Here is a 15,297-nt window from a genome sequence, read left to right as displayed (position 1 = left end):
CGGCTCTGAGGGCCACCGTTTGCTCAAACTAAAGAATAATACATGCACTTCAGGGTAAGGTCAACATTTTCTCTGACCGGGCAAACAGGGGCGCGCGCCACTAACCCCTTGCGCACCATCCAGATTTACGCAATACTTCTTGTCCTGAATACACAAGGGGGCATTGATAATGCAAGACATCAAAAAAGTCGTTCTCGCCTACTCCGGCGGGCTTGATACATCCGTCATCCTGAAATGGCTTATCGAGACGTACAAGTGTGAGGTCATCGCCGTCACCGCCAACCTCGGTCAGCCTGAAGACCTTTCGGGGGTTGAAGAAAAAGCGCTCAAAACCGGCGCTTCCAAGGCCTATGTGCTTGATCTGCGCGAAGAAATGGCCAAAGACTTCGTATTTCCAATGATGCGCGGCGCGGCCATCTACGAAGGCCGCTACCTGCTCGGCACGTCCATCGCCCGGCCCCTCATTGCCAAGGCCCTGGTGGATATCGCCCGTAAGGAAGGCGCTGACGCCATTTCGCACGGCGCCACCGGCAAGGGCAACGACCAGGTGCGCTTTGAACTCGCCGCCGCCGCTCTGGCGCCCGAGATCAAGGTCATCGCGCCCTGGCGCGAATGGGAACTCATGTCCCGCACGGCGCTCACCGCTTTTGCAGAAAAGCACGGCATTCCCATTTCCAGCGCCGCAAAGCGCTACAGCATGGACGCCAACATGCTGCACACAAGCTTTGAAGGCAGCGAACTTGAAGATCCCGGCAGCGAACCGCACGAATCCTGCCACGAGCGTTGCGTGCCTGTGGAACTCGCCCCGGACACGCCGGAAATCGTCAGCGTGGACTTTGAGCGCGGCAACCCCGTTGCCATCAACGGCAAGGCCCTTTCGCCCGCCACCATCATCAGCACCCTGGCCGAAATCGCCGGACGCAACGGCATTGGCCGCGATGACATGGTGGAAAACCGCTTTGTCGGCATGAAGTGCCGCGGCGTGTATGAAAATCCCGCTGGCACCCTGCTCTATAAACTGCACCGCGACCTTGAGGGCATCTGCCTTGACCGCGAACTGCTCGGCATCCGCGACATGCTGGCCGTGCGCTACGCCCAGTGCGTGTACAACGGCTTCTGGTACTCGCCCGAACGCGAAGCCATGCAGGCCTTTATGGACAAATCGCAGGAAACCGTCACCGGCACTGTGCGCGCCAAACTGTACAAGGGCGGCGTCTGGCCCCTGGCCCGCACTTCTCCCAACTCGCTCTTTTCCGAAGACCTGGCCACCTTTGAGGGCGGCGACTATGACCACAAGGATGCAGCGGGCTTCATCCGCCTTAACAGCCTGCGCCTGCGCCTGCACGCGGCCGTTAAAAGCAAGCTGAAGGACTAGACCAGTTTACCTTTGCAACGCTTCACATTTAAAAGGTGTCATTCAGCCGAACAATGTGATTTTTCGACTGAATCCACGCCACGTTGCGGCGCGCTGCACTCGCGTGCAGCGTTAGAGCATGCAACCTTTTTCAAAGGTACAATGCTCCAGCCCCCGGCCGGCCTGCAAAAGCCTCCGCCGGGCAGGCGGCGGTCCCAGGATCAGCCTGTCCGGCAAAGCCTCCCGCAGTGGAGCGCGGCTCCACCCTGTACCGCTCAAGCGTACTGGAATTTCGGGGGCAGAGGCGTTTTTATGAAGCGCCCCTGCCCCCGAATCATTACTTTAAAAAGCAATGGACACTGCCATGAAAACCAACCAGAGCTGGGGCGGGCGTTTTGCCGAAGGTCCCAAAGAAGCCGTGGCCCAGTATACGGACTCTCAATCTTACGACAGGGCCCTGTATGCCCAGGATATCCGCGCCTCGCAAGCCCATGCGCGCATGCTGGGCCATCAGGGCATTATTCCGCCCGATGAAGCCCAGTTGCTGGTTGAAGGGCTTGACCGCGTGCGCGAAGAAATCCACTCCGGCAACTTTATCTGGAAACCGGAACTGGAAGACGTGCACATGAACATTGAGGCGCGCCTCACAGAAATTATGGGCAACGTGGGTAAAAAACTGCACACTGGCCGCAGCCGTAATGATCAGGTCGGATTAAGCTTTCGCCTTTTTGTGGCGGACAGGCTCGAGACATGGCGCCAGCGCGCCGCTGGCCTGTGCGCCGTGCTGGTGCAGCGCGCCACGGAGCACACCGCCGACATCCTGCCCGGCTGCACCCACCTGCAACCCGCACAACCCGTAAGTCTTGCGCACTACCTGCTGGCCTACGCATGGATGTTCAGGCGTGATGCCATGCGCCTGAACGACTGCCTTGGCCGGGTTCGCATATCCCCTCTGGGCGCGGCTGCCCTGGCGGGCACAACCTATCCTCTTGATCCGCACAGCGTGGCGGAGGATGTGGGGTTTTCCGGCATCTACAACAATTCTATGGACGCGGTTTCTGACAGGGATTTCGTGCTGGAAGCGCTTTTCTGCGGGTCCGCCATTATGATGCACCTCTCGCGCCTGTGTGAAGAAATCATCCTGTGGGCCAACCCGGCCTTTGGCTTTGTGCGCCTGCCCGACAGCTACGCCACCGGCTCATCCATCATGCCGCAAAAAAAGAACCCCGACGTGGCCGAACTCATGCGCGGCAAGACAGGGCGCGTCTATGGCTCGCTCATGGGCCTGCTCACCATCATGAAAGGCCTGCCCCTGGCCTATAACCGCGACATGCAGGAAGACAAGGAAGGCTTTCTTGACGCCGACAACACGGTTGAAGCCTCGCTGCGCCTTATGGCGGGCATGATGGAAGAACTGACGTTTCGCACGGACCGCATGCGAGAAGCCTGCAGGGCCGGCTTCCTTAACGCCACAGAACTGGCCGACTATCTGGTGGGCAAGGGCCTGCCCTTCCGCGAGGCCCACCACATCACCGGGCAGTGCGTGGCAGCGGCCGAAAGCCAGGGCAAAGGCCTTGAAGACCTCACTCTGGCTGAAATGCAGGCGCTTGAGCCTCGCATTGAGAACGACGTGTACGCCATACTGGACTATGCGGCCGCCGTTCGTCGGCGCGAAACTCCCGGCGGCACAGGCCCGCAGTCCGTTGCCGCGCAGGTGGCCCAACTCAGGACATGGCTTGCCGGTATGGACGGCAAGGCCAGATAAATCGGGACAGACCGCCATGGCCTTTTTAACGGATCAGAATTCTGAAGCCGCACAGGGCGCTTCCTGGCCCCAATGGGTTGAAGAAGCGCGCCTTAATGACAGCCTTGCGGCCCAGGCCTATGAGGACACCCCACCGCAATGGCGGGCGGCGGTCAAAACAGGCCTTGCCCTGGCCCATATGCACTTTGGCTCTGATCCTGGTCAGTTGCGGGACATGCGAAGCGACGGGCATCTGGGGTTCTGGCGGCGTGGCGAAAGCCATGCCGCCCCTTGGGCCATAGTTGCCTTTACCCCTGCCTACGCGGCGGCCGCCAGGCTGGCGGCCGCCTGCATTCCGGCCATTCTGGCCGGGGTTCCGCAGATAGGGGCCGTCTGTGTGGGCGGCCAGCCCCACCGATCAGCCCTCGTCAGCCTTGAACTCAGCGGTGTTGAAGACATCTTTGTGCTGGACTCCCCCGGCCTTCACAGATTGCTTGAAGAATGCCGCCCCGGTCCTGGCAGGCTGGTGCTGCTGCACGCGGGCGAACTGGCCCCCACCGTGGAACTGGCCCAGAGCATGGGCCTGCCCTGCTGGCAGGAATATCGTCCGCCGAAACTTGCCCTGGTGGAAGCCGATACTTCCATTAACGGACAGAACCTCGCGGACGATGGCAGCCGCATTGATCTTGAGGCCTTGTATTTTGCCCAGGCAGAAGCTCTGGACGCGGCCACAAGCATCGCGGCCCATTTGCCCATTGGCGACCCGCACGGCACGCCCATACCGCTTGCGCGGGATGCGCAATTGCCGGATGCCCTTTATCTGGCTTCCGGCGACCACGAGCAGGCAGATATTCTGCATGGCAAAGCCTTTTCCGCCAGCGGCCCGGGCCTGACCCTGACGCCGGGCTGCGAGGGTTTTTGGCTGCACCCCGGCCTTACGCCGGATTTTTTCCGCGTGCGTTGCCTGACATTTGGCATGCTGTAATAAACCCTGTGCTCTGGAGCCGTCATGTCCCACATCAACCGCATCCGCAACATCGGCATTATTGCCCATATTGACGCCGGCAAGACCACACTGTCTGAGCGCATGCTTTTCTACAGCCGCAAAATTCACCGGATGGGCGAAGTACACGACGGCGCCGCCACCATGGACTACATGCCCGAAGAACAGGAGCGCGGCATCACCATCATGTCGGCCTGCACCACCTGCCAGTGGAACGACCACACCATCAACCTTATAGACACTCCCGGCCACGTGGACTTCACCATTGAGGTCGAGCGCTCCCTGCGCGTGCTGGACGGAGCCGTGGGCGTCTTTTGCGCCGTGGGCGGCGTGGAGCCGCAATCTGAAACCGTGTGGCGGCAATCGGAAGACTTCGGTGTGCCCAAAATAGCCTTCATCAACAAGATGGACAGGCTGGGAGCGAATTTTGAATCCGTTCTTGAAGCCATGCGCCAGCGGCTTCAGGCCAACGCCGTGGCCGTTACGGTCCCCTTTGGCCAGGGTGAGGACTTCAGCGCTGTTCTTGACCTTATTCATGAAGAATGCCTGACGTTTGACGAAGACGATCAGGGTCAGACCATAGGCCGCACCCCCTTCACGGCGGAACAGGCCGCGCTGGCCTCTCCCTGGCGTGAACTGCTGCTGGAAAAACTGGCCGAAGCCGATGAAGACTTTCTTGAGCCCTACCTTGAAGGCGCATTCGGCATCAATGACATCCATGCGGCCCTTCGACGGGCCACCCTGGCGCGGCGCATCACTCCTGTTCTCTGCGGCTCCGCCCTGCGCAACGCGGGCGTGCAGCCCGTACTGGACGCCGTTTGCCGCTGGCTGCCCTCGCCACTGGACGTGCCGGTGCCCGTGGGCGTGGACCCCCAGGGAAAAGAAATTACCGTTACTCCTGATCCCGATGCCCCGGCCGTTGCCCTGGTTTTTAAAGTCCTGCTCGAAGAAAACCGTAAGCACTCCTTCGTCCGCGTGTATGCGGGGCGCATTCATGAAGGGGACAATTTGCGCAATGCAGCGCAGAACAAGGACGACCGCCTGGGCCGCCTGTACCGGCCCCATGCCGACAGGCGCGAGCAGCTTGAAGAGGCTGGCGCGGGTGAAATAGTGGTTGCCGTGGGGCTACGCTCTGCCCATACGGGAGAAACCTATACCGCGCGCGAGCGGCCTCTGACGCTTGAAAGCATTGAGGCCAACGCGCCGGTCATCACGCTTGCCCTTGAGCCGCGCAATGCCGATGAAGGCAAGGTTCTTGACGAGGCCCTGGCCCGCTATGTTGAGGAAGACCCGACGCTCAGGGCGCAACTGGATGACGACACGGGCGCGCGCATGGTTTCCGGCATGGGCGAACTGCACCTGGATGTGCTGCTGGAGCGCATGCGGCGTGAATACGGCATCAGCCCTCGTGCGGGGAACCCTCAGGTGGTTCTGCGCGAAACCATACGCAAGTCCGCTGACGCCAGTGTGGTTTTTGACCGTGAACTTGGCAAGGAGCACCACCAGGGAGCGGTTGCGCTTTGTGTGTCGCCGCGCCCGCGCGGCAGCGGCAATCTGGTGACTGTGGGCGATTTTTTGCCTGCTGACCCTGCCGAGGCCCGCAAGCTGCTGCCCCAGATATATCTTGACGCGGCGCTCGAGGGCGTGCGCGACGCCTTGCAGAGTGGCGAACTCACAGGCTACCCGGTGGAAGATGTGGAGGTGGTTCTCACCAGTGTTGAACGGCGCGAAGGACTGACCACCCTGCCCGGCTGCCGCATGGCGGCAGGCCAGGCCCTGCGCGAGGCTGTGGCCGCGGCTTCTCCTGTTGTCATGGAGCCTGTCATGCGCGTGGAGATAGTTGTTCCTGAAGATTTTCTGGGCCCGTCAATCAGCCTGTTCAACACCTGCGGCGGCAAGGTTGAAAATCTTGAAGACAACGGAACACGCAAAATTCTGAGCGGCACCGCTCCGCTGCGCCGCTTGTTCGGCTTTTCCACCTCCCTTCGCTCGGCCACTCAGGGCCGGGCCGGGCTGGTATTGACCTTTGACCGCTTTGACCTGCCCTGAGGCCCGATGCCCGTGACGAACCACACCACAGAAACCAGCGGCAAGGGGCATGCCCCCCGCGCCAAAAAAAGCCTTGGCCAGCATTTTCTGCGCCGTGAAGATATCTGCCACCGCATTGCGGCCCTTATCGCCCCGTGCGCCCATGACCGCATCGTTGAAATCGGCCCCGGCCCCGGTGCGTTGACCCGCGCCATCGAGGCCGCCCCGCACGCCCGACTGCTGCTGATCGAAAAAGACCGCCATTGGGCCGCCGAGCGCCAGCGCCTGGGAGGCGCGAACACGCAGGCGGTGCTTGCCGATGCCCTGCGGTTTGACTGGCGGCGCATCCGCGTGCAGGAACCGTGGAAGGTCATAGGCAACCTGCCCTACAATGTGGCCTCCCCGCTTATATGGGACATCGTTTCCCTGTCCGAAGGCTGGCAGATGGCGGCCTTCATGGTGCAGAAAGAAGTGGGGCAACGTCTTGCGGCACAGCCGGACACCGGGCATTACGGGGCGCTTTCTGTCTGGGTGCAGAGCTATTCCCGCCCACGCATGGAGTTTGTGGTGGGGCCGGGAGCCTTCAGTCCACCGCCAAAGGTGGACTCTGCGGTCTTGAGCTTCACCCCTCTGCCCCTCTGCGAGCGCCCTGCGCATCCCGCGCTCTTGTCCCGACTGTTGCGTATCTGTTTTCAGCAAAGGCGCAAGCAACTCGGCGGAATTTTTCGCCGCGCGGCTCAACCTTGTCTTGAAAAAGCATTCGAAAGTACCCAAATTGCGCCCAATTTACGTCCAGAAGTGCTTTCTCACCACGATTTTCAGCGCATTTCCGCTTTTTGGGCGTCACTGCTTGACAACAGGGCATAAAAAGTTTTCAGTCTATCCATAATCTTGCTGCGTTGTGTGATATTAGCGTATTTCAGGCAAGTGGTCTTGCAAGGCCACTTGAAAACAATGCCGGGGAACTTTTCAGGAGGACATGCTGATGACTAAGGCCGATCTGGTTGAAAAAATCGCTGCCAAGGCCAATCTGACCAAGGCCGCTGCTGAGCGGGCCCTCAACGCTTTTCTCGCTTCCGTCGAAGACGCCCTTGTCAAGGAATCCAAACTCACTCTTACTGGCTTTGGCACCTTTGCGGTAGAGCACCGCAAAGCCCGGCAGGGCCGCAATCCCCGTACCGGCGACACGCTTACCATTCCCGCGTGCAAAATTCTCAAATTCCGCCCCGGCAAGATGCTCAAAGACTCTTTAAACTGATCTTCCGCCGCCATGCCGCATGGTATAGCGGCCAAACCCGAAATGCCCGTCATGGCTGTGGCCGATGCCGGGCAAATTCGGGAACAAACCTCAGATAACATGTATGCCGAAGGCGACTGGGACCGAAGACATGCATGTTATCTCAGGTTTTCAACCCGTCCCGACCGTTGCGGCGCGGTGATGCGGCCCCGCCTTCCGCCCCACTCTGTTTCATTGAAAAAAGACTTGCCCTTTTACAGTATGCGGGCTATATAACCAACTCATTTGGCGACTCTGTCGCTGTCCGTATACGGGTAAGACCGTTGACGGTTATTTTGGGGGCTGCCAAGAGCCAGCCCTGCCGCCGAAGGGGGTGATTTTCTTGCCCGGAGTTTTTCTTAACGAAGACGATTATAACTTTGACATCGCGCTGCGTCGCTTTAAGAAGCAGGTAGAAAAGGCCGGTGTTCTTTCAGAAATGAAAAAACGCCAGCACTACGAAAAGCCCAGCGTTATGCGCAAAAAGAAAAAGGCCGCCGCCCGGAAGCGGCTGATGAAAAAAATCAGGAAGATGAACATGGCTTAACCGGCTGCGCATATATGCGCCCGGGGCCTTCATCCGGCCGTCATGCGGGAAGCCCCTTGGGGTTTCCCGCATTTTCTGCATTACTCCACACTTCACCCCCACTACTGTTATGACCGTCACCACCACGCTTTTTGAGCAGATCGAAAAAGACTACATCCAGGCCTACAAGGCTAAAGACAGCGTGCGGCTCACTGTGCTGCGCCTGCTGAAAACGGCGGTCAAAAACCGCCTGGTGGACATGCGGCGGCCCGGTGGCAGCCTTTCCGATGAAGAAATGCTTGACGTTATCGTCAAGGAAGGCAAACAGCGCCAGGACTCCATCGAACAGTACACTGCTGCGCAGCGCCCTGATCTGGCGGACAAAGAAGCGGCTGAACTGGCCGTGCTCAAGGAATACCTGCCCAAGGCTCTCAGCCAGGAAGAACTGCAGGCTCTTATCGAGTCCACAGTGGCTGAACTTGGCGCAACATCCCCCAAGGACATGGGCCGGGTTATTTCCGCCATCATGGCCGGGCACAAGGGCCAGGTGGACGGCAAGGTTCTGTCCGAGGCCGTCAAAAAGCGCCTGCAGTCCTGACCATTCCGCACTGCCGAAGGATATTTTGTGACATCCTTCGGCGTAAAGCGGTCGCGCTCCATTTTCAAGCCGCATTCCCGCAGGTGGGCATGCCGCAGCATTCCAGCGTCAATCGCCATGGCCAGATATACCGTCCAGCCGGGAGTTGCCTCGCAAATGGAAAGACTGTGTGCCTGGCGAAGAAGCGCCCTCCATACCATCCGGGCTGCAAGGCCTGACATTTCGTGCGCCCTTTTTTCTGCGGTTCGCCGTACCATCGCTTTTGAGGCATCAGCATGATCCATACCCGCACGCTCCAGGCCCTTGAATACCATCACATTACCAGCCATCTCTCCTCGCTGTGCATTTCAGGCGTCGGACGTGAACGCGCCCTGAACCTGACCCCGCTGGACACGGCGGAGGACGTGAATCTTGCCGCGCGCGTTTATGAGGAAGCCGCGGACTGGTCCTCGCGTCCGGCGTCTGGCGGCGCGGTCTTTACGCTTAACGCCTTTCCCGACGTATCGGGCTTTCTGCACGCGGCGCAAACCGCGCGCGCCCACGCCTTTCAGCCCGACGTGGACGCCTTCTGGGCGCTGCGGGAAGTGCTCCGTCTGGCGCGCGAAGCCCATGCCTCCATCGCTGTGCCCGATGCGCCACGGCAGTGGCCGCACCTTCTGGCTATGGCCGACGGCGCTCCCCTGCCGGTGCAGCTTACAGCCGCCCTCTTGCGCTGCATTTCTGATGACGGCCTTCTGAAGGACGAAAGCTCGCCCGAACTCTATCGCCTGCGAGGCGAACTGCGCCGCCTGCACCAGAGCTGCATGCGCAAGGTCAAGGACTTTGCCCTGCAGTACAACATGCTGGCCTACCTGCAGGACGAGTTCATGACCCTTTCGTCAGACCGCTATGTGCTGCCCCTCAAGGCCAACTTCAAGGGTCGCATGCAGGGCATCATCCACGACTGGTCGCAGACGGGCGAAACCTGCTATTTCGAGCCGATGTTTCTGGTGGAGATCAACAACCGTCTTCAGGAACTCAAGCGTGAGGAGCGAGAAGAAGAGCGCAAGGTGCTGCTCTACCTGCGCGGCCTGCTGGAAGCCGAACTGCCTGGGGCTCAGGCGGCGCTTGAACTTCTTGCGCAGCTTGACCTTTTGCAGGCCAAACGTCGTCTGGCCGCCTTGCTGGACGGGCGCTGCCTGCCGCTTACCCCCGTGGCCGAGGGCATACAGCTGCTTGAGGCCCGGCACCCCCTGCTTGTGCTCAACAGGGCAAAGGCGGCCAACGACGCCGCAGCTCAGGGTTCAAAAAGCACGGGCGCGTCCGCTGCTTCCGTACGCCCGCTGGACATCATCCTGCGCCCCGGCGAGCGCGCCCTGGTCATTACAGGCGGCAACGCGGGCGGCAAGACCGTCTGCCTGAAGACCCTCGGCCTTATCGCTGCCATGACGCTGAGCGGACTGCCCGTGCCTGTGGGATCTGGTTCGCATTTGCCGTGGTTCAGCCGTATGGACGCCTTCATCGGTGACGAACAGAGCCTTGCGGACAACGTGTCCACCTTCACGGCCCAGATAGAACACCTGGCCAAGGCATGGAAACATCTTGACGCCAGCGGCATTGTGCTGCTGGACGAGTTTGGCGCGGGGACGGATCCGGCCCAGGGCGCGGCTTTGGCCCAGGCGGTACTTGACGAATTGCTGGACAAACATACCTTTGTTCTGGCGGCCACACATTTTCCCGCGCTCAAGAGCTACGCCCTTACCAGGGAAGGTGCCAGGGCGGCCTCGATGCTCTTTGATCCCCAGAGCAAAAAGCCTTTGTTCAAGCTGGCTTATGACCAGGTTGGAGCCAGCCAGGCTCTGGACGTGGCGCGCGAACACGGCCTGCCGGAGAGCATCGTGCGCCGGGCTGAACACTATTTGCTGCAAGACGGTCAGGACGCCACAACCTTGCTTGGACGCCTGAACGATCTTGCCGCCCAGCGTGAAGAAGAGCTTGCTCTCCTCCGGCAGGAGCAGGACAAGGCGCGCACGGCCACCAAGCTTGAGCGCGAAAAGATGGAAAAAGAACGCCTGCGCCTGCATGACGATGTGCGCGCCAAGGCTACCGAACTTATGCGCGCCTGGAAAGAAGGCCGCGCTACGCACAAGCAGGCCCTGAAAGAAATGTCCCGGTTGCGTGCGTCGCTGGCAACGGAAAGTGAAGCCACGCAAAATAAATCTGTTTTGCCCAGTCCGGAGCATTTTGTTGTGGGCCAGCAAGTGCTGCACACCATTTTCAACAAGCGCGGCGTGGTCACCGATGTGGACGAACGCCGCAGCCGCGTGCGTCTGGACATGAACGGCGTGAACCTCTGGGCCGACATGAAGGCTTTGCGCATACCGGGCCGTCAGGCTGTCCAAAGTTCTTCCGGCAAGCCCTCTTCCATTCTGGACAATGCGCCGCGCCAGCCTGTTGCGTCTGAAAGCGGCGGGGCAGCCCGACCTGCCGGAGCGGCCGATGGAGCGTCACTACGTCTTGACATGCGGGGCCTTCGTGCCGATGTAGCGCTTGCGGAGCTGGAACGCTTTATGGACAAAGCGCTGCTGGCGGGTTTCGGGGAAGTGGAAGTTGTGCATGGACGCGGCACAGGAGCCTTGCGGCGACAGGTTCATGAATTTTTGCGGGCCTTTCCGGCAGTGGAAAATTTCAGTCTCGCCCCTGAAGATCAGGGGGGCGACGGCATGACCATTGTAACCCTGCGTTAGAGCATTTTACCTTTGAAAAAAAGTACATGTTCTACTGCTGAACGCGAGTGTAGCCCGCCGCGAAGTATTTAGAGCATTTTGCTTTTGAAACACTCCTTGTTTCAAAGCAGCATTCTGGCGAAAAACGTGGTTTTCGCCAGAGTCCACGCCACTTCGTGGCGGCTGCCGCCTTCGCGTCAGCAGAGCAATTTCAAACGGCAGCCGTTAGGCGACGAAGAAGCCTTGCGGATGGCGACAGCATCGCTAGTGAAATTGCTCTAAGACACAGTGTTTACGCTTTCAGAGTGGGCGGTGGCTCATGCAGCCGCCCAGGCATTTCAAGACAAAAACGCTCTGATAATGGCGTTCCGGGCAGGATATGGGGCTGCAGAATTTTGCGTTGGAAGCAGCCGGGCAGCATTCTGACGAAACACGTTTTGTTACTGCCAGAGAACAGGATTTTTGCGTAACAGGCTGTCGCCACTGACGACGACAGTGCCGAAACACACGCATACCGTTCTCTGACCAAGGAAAAGAATCTGCAATGCAGTCCAAGGATGCCATACGCGCCATCAAGGAGCGCATGAATATTGTGGACATCGTGCGCCGCTATGTGGAACTCAGGCGCAACGGCCCACGTTGGGTGGCGCCCTGTCCCTTTCATCAGGAAACCAAGCCGTCCTTTTCCGTCAACGAAGAACAGGGATTGTTTTACTGTTTCGGGTGCCACGCCTCGGGCGACATCTTTGATTTTTACAGCCGCATTAACGGATTGGATTTTAAAGAAACCCTTGAACAGTTGGCCGCAGAGGCCGGTATAACCATTGAGCGCGGCCACAACAGCGCCCGCCAGCAGGGCGAGGAGCGTGAACGCCGCTCCTCGCGACAGCAGATGCTGCGCATGTATGAACTGGCCGCCGGGCACTTTGCCGCCACCCTCAACGGCCCTGACGGCGAAGAATGCCGGGCCTACATAGACAAGCGCGGCTTGAGCCAGGAAATAGTGCAGCGCTTCGGTCTTGGCTGGGCCAAGAGAGAGTGGCAGTCCCTGGCGGATGCGCTGCGGCGCGCGGGCTTTGATGGACGCATGGCGGTTGAATCCGGGCTGCTGGGGCAGTCCGGCAACGGGCGGGCCTATGACCGCTTCAGGGGGCGGCTCATCTTTCCCATCAAGAGCCTGTCCAACCAGATTATAGCCTTCGGCGGCCGCATCATCGCCGATGAGGATGAAGCAAAGTACATAAACAGCGCCGACACGCCCATCTATAAAAAAGGCGAACATCTTTACGGTCTGGCGCAGGCCCGCAAGGGCATGGTCACCAAGGGGCGGGTACTGCTGACCGAAGGGTATATGGACGTGCTGACCCTGCACCAGTTTGGCTATGACAATGCCGTGGGGGTACTTGGCACGGCGCTGACGCCGGAGCAGATCAAACGGCTTTCTGGTTTTGTGTCGCAGATGACCCTGCTTTTTGACGGCGACCGCGCCGGGCGCAAGGCGGCCTTGCGTTCGTGCGAAATGCTGCTCACGCGCGGCCTGTCCTGCTCGGTTGTGCTGATGCCCGATGGAGAAGACATCGACAGCCTGCTACGCGGCGCGGGCCCGGAAGCGTTTGAGGAACTGCAGGCCCAGGCCCCGGACGGCCTCAGGTTTTGCGTCGATGTGCTCAAGGCGCTTGCCCCACGAGAAACTGTGGAATGGGCGCGAAACTTCCTGCGTCAGGTGGAGATTCCCGAGCTGGTCAGTCCCTATGTTTCACGGCTGGCCAATCATCTTCAACTTTCAGAGGCCGACCTGCGCGAGGGGCTTGTCCAGTCGCGCGGTTTACGGCCCGACAGAACGCGCGCCGAAACTGGCGGGACTTCGGCCGGGCGCGCGCGACAGAGTATACGCGATCGTGAAGTCATGATGTTCGCCGTGCGCTACCCGCACCGGCTGACGGACATGCAGGAAATGGGGGCCGACCTGGTTCTGCAATCCCCTGTGGCCCGCCAGCTGTGGGACAAGATCGAAACGCACGGCCCGGAAGCGGTTTTTCATCAACTGGACCAGAGAGAAAAAAACTTCTGGTGCAAATGTTGCGGCCCGGAGGCCGCACCGCGTGACAACGGCGACAGGGAACTGGAATCACTGCGGCATTATCTGAACAATTACTACGCCTCAGCGCAAAAATCATCTCTATCCGCAGCCTTGAGAGCCAATACCGGCACAGGTGACTTTGAGGCTGATTTGGACTATCTTCGCGCACTTAAGGAAACCTTGGAGAAAGGGCATGAGCAATCTTAAAGATATCCAGCAGATTCAATCGCTTATTGCTAAAGGCAAGGGCGCGGGCTTTTTGACTTTTGAAGAGGTCAACAAGGCTCTGCCCGTTGAAATGAGCACGCCCGAGCAATTTGAAGAAATTATCGGCATCTTTGAACAGCTGGAAATCGTTATTGTGGATTCGGAAAAGGACGGCAAAAAGATTTCTGCCGCCGCCACCGAATCGGATGAAGAAATTACCGACAGCTCGCTGGATCTGTCCGAAGACGAAGAGTCCGCCGACTATTCGTCACGCAGCACCGACCCCGTGCGCATGTATTTGCGCGAAATGGGCGCCGTTCCCCTGCTGGACCGTGACGGCGAAGTGGTCATCGCCAAAAAAATCGAAATGGGCGAGCAGGACGTGCTCTATGCCCTGGTTGAAGTTCCGGTGGCGGTAGAAGAACTCATCAATGTCGGCGAAGACCTGCGCCAGAACCGCATCAAACTTAAAGATGTGGTTAAAACCATTGAAGAGGACGACCCCAGCGAAGACGAAATGAACCAGCGTTCGCGCGTTATTCTGCTGCTTGACGAAATCAAGCAGACCTTCAAGAAAAAGCGCAAGATTTACAAAAAGCTGGATACATGCGCCTGCATGGACCGCCGCGTCACTGCCGTGCAGAAAGAAATCATCTGCTTCAAGGAAGAAATCGTCACGCGCCTGCGCGACATCAAGCTGGAAAAAACCCTCATCGACCGCATCATTGAAACGGTTGAAGACTACGTGCGCCAGATGCACAACTGCCAGCGCGACCTTTCGGCCTACATTCTTTCCACCGGCCGCACCCAGGCAGAAATTCAGGCCATGTTTGACGGGCTTGAAAAGCGTGAGGTGAACCCCGTTGACGCTGCGCGCGATCTCAAGCTCAGCGTGGACGAGCTTTTTTCCTTCAAGGAAATGATCATCGGCAAGATCGAGATTCTCAGCCGCCTTCAGGAAAAATGCTGCCACAACGTGACGGATCTTGAAGAGGTGCTGTGGCGCATCAAGCGCGGCAACACCGCCGCCATGCGCGCCAAGCAGGAGCTCATCCGCTCGAACCTGCGACTGGTGGTATCCATTGCCAAAAAATACACCAATCGCGGGCTTCAGTTCCTTGATCTCATCCAGGAAGGCAACATCGGCCTTATGAAGGCTGTGGACAAGTTTGAATACCAGCGCGGCTACAAGTTCTCCACCTACGCCACGTGGTGGATACGTCAGGCCATCACCCGCGCCATTGCCGACCAGGCCCGCACCATACGCATACCCGTGCACATGATTGAGACCATCAACAAGCTCATCCGCACGTCGCGTTATCTTGTGCAGGAACTGGGCCGCGACCCCACCCCGGAAGAAATCGCCGAACGTATGGAATATCCTGTGGAAAAGGTTAAAAAGGTGCTCAAGATCGCCAAGGAACCCATTTCGCTGGAAACGCCCATCGGCGATGAAGAAGATTCGAGCCTCGGCGACTTCATTGAGGACAAAAAGGCTGTGGCCCCGGCTGAAGAAGTCATCAACACCAAGCTGTCCGAGCAGCTGGCCGCTGTGTTGGCCGACCTCACCCCACGTGAGGAACAGGTGCTGCGCAAGCGCTTCGGCATTGCTGAAAAGAGCGACCACACCCTTGAAGAAGTGGGCAAGCTCTTTAACGTTACCCGTGAACGCATCCGGCAGATCGAAGCCAAGGCTCTGCGCAAACTGCGTCACCCGGTTCGCAGCCAGCCCCTGCGCTCGTACTACGAAAACTGATTCATGCGTGGCGGCCCGGC

At 59.2% G+C, this 15,297-nt stretch carries 11 protein-coding genes; all 11 read left to right on the top strand.

Going from position 1 to position 15,297, the window contains the following annotated elements; translation table 11 throughout:
- Positions 1–169 precede the first annotated feature (169 nt).
- A complete protein-coding gene (locus ACZ5DH_RS04100; protein WP_464255874.1) occupies positions 170–1,375 on the top strand; it encodes an argininosuccinate synthase in 1,206 nt (401 codons plus the stop codon).
- Positions 1,376–1,718: 343 nt separating this feature from the next.
- Positions 1,719–3,119 carry an argininosuccinate lyase gene (gene argH, locus ACZ5DH_RS04095; RefSeq protein ID WP_464255873.1) on the top strand — a complete coding sequence of 467 codons (1,401 nt, stop codon included), beginning with the start codon at positions 1,719–1,721 and terminating at the stop codon, positions 3,117–3,119.
- 16 nt (positions 3,120–3,135) lie between these two features.
- Positions 3,136–4,083, top strand: a complete 948-nt coding sequence (locus ACZ5DH_RS04090) for a hypothetical protein (RefSeq protein ID WP_464255872.1) — start codon at positions 3,136–3,138, stop codon at positions 4,081–4,083.
- Positions 4,084–4,107: 24 nt separating this feature from the next.
- Positions 4,108–6,150 carry an elongation factor G gene (fusA, locus tag ACZ5DH_RS04085; RefSeq protein WP_464255871.1) on the top strand — a complete coding sequence of 681 codons (2,043 nt, stop codon included), beginning with the start codon at positions 4,108–4,110 and terminating at the stop codon, positions 6,148–6,150.
- A 6-nt stretch (positions 6,151–6,156) separates the two neighbouring features.
- A complete protein-coding gene (gene rsmA, locus ACZ5DH_RS04080; protein ID WP_464255870.1) occupies positions 6,157–6,996 on the top strand; it encodes a 16S rRNA (adenine(1518)-N(6)/adenine(1519)-N(6))-dimethyltransferase RsmA in 840 nt (279 codons plus the stop codon).
- A 118-nt stretch (positions 6,997–7,114) separates the two neighbouring features.
- The gene (locus tag ACZ5DH_RS04075) at positions 7,115–7,387 is read left to right on the top strand and encodes an HU family DNA-binding protein (protein WP_179981664.1); all 273 of its coding nucleotides are present in this window, start codon (positions 7,115–7,117) and stop codon (positions 7,385–7,387) included.
- Positions 7,388–7,748: 361 nt separating this feature from the next.
- The gene (gene rpsU / locus ACZ5DH_RS04070) at positions 7,749–7,952 is read left to right on the top strand and encodes a 30S ribosomal protein S21 (protein WP_040368982.1); all 204 of its coding nucleotides are present in this window, start codon (positions 7,749–7,751) and stop codon (positions 7,950–7,952) included.
- 109 nt (positions 7,953–8,061) lie between these two features.
- A complete protein-coding gene (locus ACZ5DH_RS04065) occupies positions 8,062–8,529 on the top strand; it encodes a GatB/YqeY domain-containing protein (protein WP_464255869.1) in 468 nt (155 codons plus the stop codon).
- A 275-nt stretch (positions 8,530–8,804) separates the two neighbouring features.
- Entirely contained in the window at positions 8,805–11,255 is a 2,451-nt protein-coding gene (locus ACZ5DH_RS04060; protein ID WP_464255868.1) for an endonuclease MutS2, read from the top strand.
- 523 nt (positions 11,256–11,778) lie between these two features.
- Positions 11,779–13,521, top strand: a complete 1,743-nt coding sequence (dnaG, locus tag ACZ5DH_RS04055; RefSeq protein WP_464255867.1) for a DNA primase — start codon at positions 11,779–11,781, stop codon at positions 13,519–13,521.
- Complete coding sequence (gene rpoD, locus ACZ5DH_RS04050; RefSeq protein ID WP_179979344.1) at positions 13,508–15,277, top strand: RNA polymerase sigma factor RpoD; 1,770 nt, start codon at positions 13,508–13,510, stop codon at positions 15,275–15,277. The genes dnaG and rpoD overlap by 14 nt, the downstream gene beginning before the upstream one ends.
- Positions 15,278–15,297 lie beyond the last annotated feature (20 nt).

The organism is Desulfovibrio simplex, assembly GCF_055387835.1.
Note: the sequence above shows the minus strand (reverse complement) of the source record. Positions and strands in the feature narration are given on the sequence as shown.

Excerpts from the sequence above, each read along its gene's own strand:
- rpoD (WP_179979344.1), top strand. The coding sequence starts at position 13,508 with ATGAGCAATCTTAAAGATATCCAGCAGATTCAATCGCTTATTGCTAAA.
- fusA (WP_464255871.1), top strand. The coding sequence starts at position 4,108 with ATGTCCCACATCAACCGCATCCGCAACATCGGCATTATTGCCCATATT.
- argH (WP_464255873.1), top strand. The coding sequence starts at position 1,719 with ATGAAAACCAACCAGAGCTGGGGCGGGCGTTTTGCCGAAGGTCCCAAA.
- ACZ5DH_RS04100 (WP_464255874.1), top strand. The coding sequence starts at position 170 with ATGCAAGACATCAAAAAAGTCGTTCTCGCCTACTCCGGCGGGCTTGAT.
- ACZ5DH_RS04075 (WP_179981664.1), top strand. The coding sequence starts at position 7,115 with ATGACTAAGGCCGATCTGGTTGAAAAAATCGCTGCCAAGGCCAATCTG.
- rsmA (WP_464255870.1), top strand. The coding sequence starts at position 6,157 with ATGCCCGTGACGAACCACACCACAGAAACCAGCGGCAAGGGGCATGCC.
- ACZ5DH_RS04060 (WP_464255868.1), top strand. The coding sequence starts at position 8,805 with ATGATCCATACCCGCACGCTCCAGGCCCTTGAATACCATCACATTACC.
- ACZ5DH_RS04090 (WP_464255872.1), top strand. The coding sequence starts at position 3,136 with ATGGCCTTTTTAACGGATCAGAATTCTGAAGCCGCACAGGGCGCTTCC.
- ACZ5DH_RS04065 (WP_464255869.1), top strand. The coding sequence starts at position 8,062 with ATGACCGTCACCACCACGCTTTTTGAGCAGATCGAAAAAGACTACATC.
- dnaG (WP_464255867.1), top strand. The coding sequence starts at position 11,779 with ATGCAGTCCAAGGATGCCATACGCGCCATCAAGGAGCGCATGAATATT.